Source organism: Streptomyces daliensis (genome assembly GCF_054782395.1).
This window is the reverse complement of sequence record NZ_BAAGSO010000048.1, coordinates 1-3,595: the sequence shown is the minus strand read 5'-3', so window position 1 is coordinate 3,595 and position 3,595 is coordinate 1. Positions and strand designations below refer to the sequence as shown.

General features: G+C 63.5%; 3 protein-coding genes. 2 read left to right on the top strand and 1 reads right to left on the bottom strand.

From position 1 onward, the window contains the following. On the top strand, positions 1–1,393 hold a 1,393-nt coding region (locus tag ACYVOO_RS10285), incomplete at its 5' end, for a restriction endonuclease fold toxin-2 domain-containing protein (protein WP_461015337.1). Positions 1,394–1,431: 38 nt separating this feature from the next. Further along, the gene (locus ACYVOO_RS10280) at positions 1,432–1,902 is read left to right on the top strand and encodes a hypothetical protein (protein ID WP_461015336.1); all 471 of its coding nucleotides are present in this window, start codon (positions 1,432–1,434) and stop codon (positions 1,900–1,902) included. A 279-nt stretch (positions 1,903–2,181) separates the two neighbouring features. Here the strand turns inward: ACYVOO_RS10280 and ACYVOO_RS10275 are convergent, their stop codons facing one another. Next, positions 2,182–3,207: an endonuclease/exonuclease/phosphatase family protein gene (locus tag ACYVOO_RS10275; RefSeq protein WP_461015335.1), complete on the bottom strand. Its 1,026-nt coding sequence runs from the start codon at positions 3,205–3,207 to the stop codon at positions 2,182–2,184. Between the last annotated feature and the right edge of the window lie 388 nt (positions 3,208–3,595).

The following is a 3,595-nucleotide window of genomic DNA, read 5'->3' as shown; positions in this document are numbered from 1 at the left end:
ACCTCATCGACGGCTGCCTGGCCGAGACCGGACTGGCCATCACTCCACCCTGACCGACACCAACCCGAAAACCTCAGTAGACGCAGCGGAGAACTTCCTCAAGACCGAGAACAAGGTCGCGGCCCGCCTGCTGGAGGCCACTGAGAGCCCCCACAACACCGTGGGGCCTCAGCCCGCTCGCCCTGATTGCTCGCCGCGCCCCAGCCGCAGCGGAGAAGAACTACCCGAGGTGATCGGAGAGACGAGCGGAGTCGACCAGTACCTGGTCGGCGACCGCTACCGGGGCGACCCCGGGAAACTGCGCGACGTCGCGGACAAGTGGTACCTCGCGCGCGGCCTGCTGGCCGATGCCTTCTACAGCGCCCGGGACTGCTGGCACGACGCGACTCTCGACCAGGAGGGTGTCACCGCCGATGCGGTCGAGAGATTCTTCAAGAAGTTCGTCGGCAAGGACATGGACCCACCGGATGCCGTCTCCGAGGGACACTCGCTCCTGGCGAACCTGCCGGCCGCCTGCTTCACCCTCGCCAAAGCATGCGAAGCATACGCCGACCACATCGAGGCCGCCCGTGAACAGGCGGTCAAGGACAGCGATCCGCTCTTCGGCAGCCCCCAGCCCATCTGGGAGAGCCCCCGCTTTGGCGGCAACGGCCAGGACGGCGGCCTGAACGGCAAGGTGACCGGCGACCACACCATCATGCAACTGAGCAACGTCGCCCCCGCACTGGACAGCTCCAAGGCACGGGTCACCATGCCCACACCGGACGGCGGCGGAGGCATCCCCGGCCTACCCGGCTGGCTCCCCCCGCTCCTGCGCATTCCCGTCCGGGTACCACCGATCCTTGTCGCCGGATACAAACCGAGGAACCCGAACGAGTCGAACAAGGACCCCATCGCGCCGCCCGTGCCACCGGACCCTCGCTTCCCCGCTCTGAATTCCACCGAGCAGGGGAATTTCAGCACGTGGCTGAACGGACTTCGAGAGGGCGACTACGCAGGCGGAAACCCTCAGGACAATGCATACCAGAGGCGCGTCGCCGGATACCCTGAACGCGAGGTTCACATACCTCCGGGAAGCTGGGACAAAAACACGCTCATGGTGGACGGTTTCCGCAAGACGGATGGAATGGCAGTCGAGGCAAAACATGTTCGAGATCCGAAGAATTGCTTCCGGACCCTTGACAGCCTGCAGAGCGATCCACCGAAGAAACCCCGCTTCCTCTACGATGACGACCGAGAGGAGATGGCCAAGTACTCCGCAGCGATGAAGGATCCACGCAACACAGAGATGCGAGGAGTGGAGGTTGACACCGACTACCGGGATTCGGTCCCCTACTGGAGGGTGATGATGGCAACCTATGGAGTCAAAGGCTACGCGCGCTACGCCCCCTGAGATCTTTCTGGGGAGACCGGACGAGGAGAGGAGAGTCGATGAGTGAAGTACAGCCTGCTCAGCAGTCACCTGAAGAGGTACAAGAACTTTTCATTTTCACTCCATGCGAAGGAGACTCGTGGGGGGTCACGTTTGAAAAGTTCACGCGCGCACTGGAACACCGCACTCCCGGCGAGTTCTCACTCGCTGTGGACGAGCCCGAAGGGGTTCTTCCTGCGAGCAGACGCCTACGATTCGGCTTCACTCTCGACGACGCTGGAATCGAAGGCTTCTTCAAGGAAGAGCCGGAAGGTGCTGCTCTCCGTGCCGTCACCTGCCATGAAGCAGCCCGATTCGCGGAATGGCTGGCAGAAAAAATCATCCCCCCAGGGGGCTCGCTCGCCTTCACCACCCGGGTCAATGAGGAGTACGGACTCGGAGAGGAAGAAATCCTCCACAGGGCCGCCCCGGAGATCGAATCTCAACTATTGGAGCATGTGGAGCGGCTGCTCTCTCTGGAAGAAAGTTAGAGGGCTTCCTTCGGTGACCTGGTGGTCACGAGTGGGGACTGAAGTGCCGGCCACGATGATTACGACGTCCTTCGCGAAACGCTGCCAGGGTTGGAGTGCGAGGAGCGGGTCGAACTTGCCCTCGCGACGCAGCGCGGTCACCAACCTTCCGAAGCAGCGCGGGCTCAGTCGGTGAACGGGGCTTTCTTGGAGCTTGGCCTCCGCTTCTCCGCGCGCTGGCGGCGAGGAGCGCGGGATCGCGCCCCTCGCCGGTGAAGCGAGGCCCTGGCTGCTGGACTGCTACATGCGCGTCGTCCGTACGGTGCCCTTGAGCATCCAGTGATCACTCACCTCTCGGGACGCGTACGCCTGTGAGGTGCCGTCTTCGCTGGCGCTGTACAGCACGTCGCCGTCGACGTGCCTCAGCCCCTTGTCCCCGAAAAAGATGTGATCGATCTTCCCGGCAACGTTGCCGCAGTCTCGCGGGTCCGGCACGATATCCGACCATGACGTAGAGCATCGGTCATCGTCGTCGGTTTCGAAGCTGAAGGCCCGCAAGGGCGCCAGTCTCGGGCTTCCGGCCTTGGTGTTCAGGTCTCCGCCCAGGACGGTGCGGTAGCCCTGTCGCTGCCACTTCCTGCCTTCGGCCGCCATGTCCCGTGCCGAGGCGGCGCGGATCGCCTGCTGCCGGTGAACTCCGGTGTGCACGAAGTGGCTTGTGCAGGCCACGATCTTGTTCGCGGGATTCGAGGAGTTGGCTCCCACGCAGGCCATGCCCTGCGTGGTGTAGTTGGTGCGGGGCTTTTCTGCCTCGCCATCCACGTGCTCCAGGCCACGCGTGCCCGGGAATGTGTAGTTCCACTGCATGGGCGTGGTGCCGGGGAACTTCTTCATCGCGACGGCGACTCCGCCGCCGCCTCCGCCTGTTCCGGGGATGTCGCACTTGATCGGCTTGGTGGTGCCGACGAAGTTGGCGGTGCGGTGCTGAAGGATCCACTCGCTGCCGGAAGCATCCTCCAGCGCCTTCAGTAGCGGCTTGGAATGGGCGTCCTCGCATGTTTCCTGGACCATGACCACGCCGATCGAAGGATCGCGTTCCACCTGGCGCTTGATCTCATCGACCTTCGTTTGCGGCTTCTCCTTGTTCGGGCAGCCGTCCCTTGTTCCACACACGTTCCAGGTCAGCGTGGAGATCGTGGAAGGAAGCGCCTGAGCCAGTTGCGACTGCGACTGCGACTGTTGGGTGGTGGCGGCGGTGGCAGGCACCGCCACCCCGATCATGACCACGCCTGCCAACGCGGCGAGTGATCTCTTGATGTTCAACACGAAATCCCCCGTGAGAGGTCTACGAATGGCCCGGCAAGACACCCCGACGAAGCAGTCGGACAACGGGTGTAATCGCCGGATGGCGCTACAGAGCCTGCTGGAGCAGCAGCGAAGGGTTCAACGGCATCTTTCTGTCCCGGACAGCCCCGGCCTGTCCGGCCTGCTCAGCGCCCTGTCCGGATCTGTCCAAGACGGAACGCCTGTGAGCTGAAGTCGACCGGTGGTGTGGCTGAGCCCGGGAGGCCCCGATGCCAGCACTCTGTTCTCGCAGTCCGGGCGAACCTGCAAATTGGCCGCTGTGCCGCGGGGCTAGGCCGTTTCTGATGGCTCTTGGACGGTGTCGCGGAGCCATATGACGATGGCTGCTGTGGTGAGGGTGCCGTTGAAG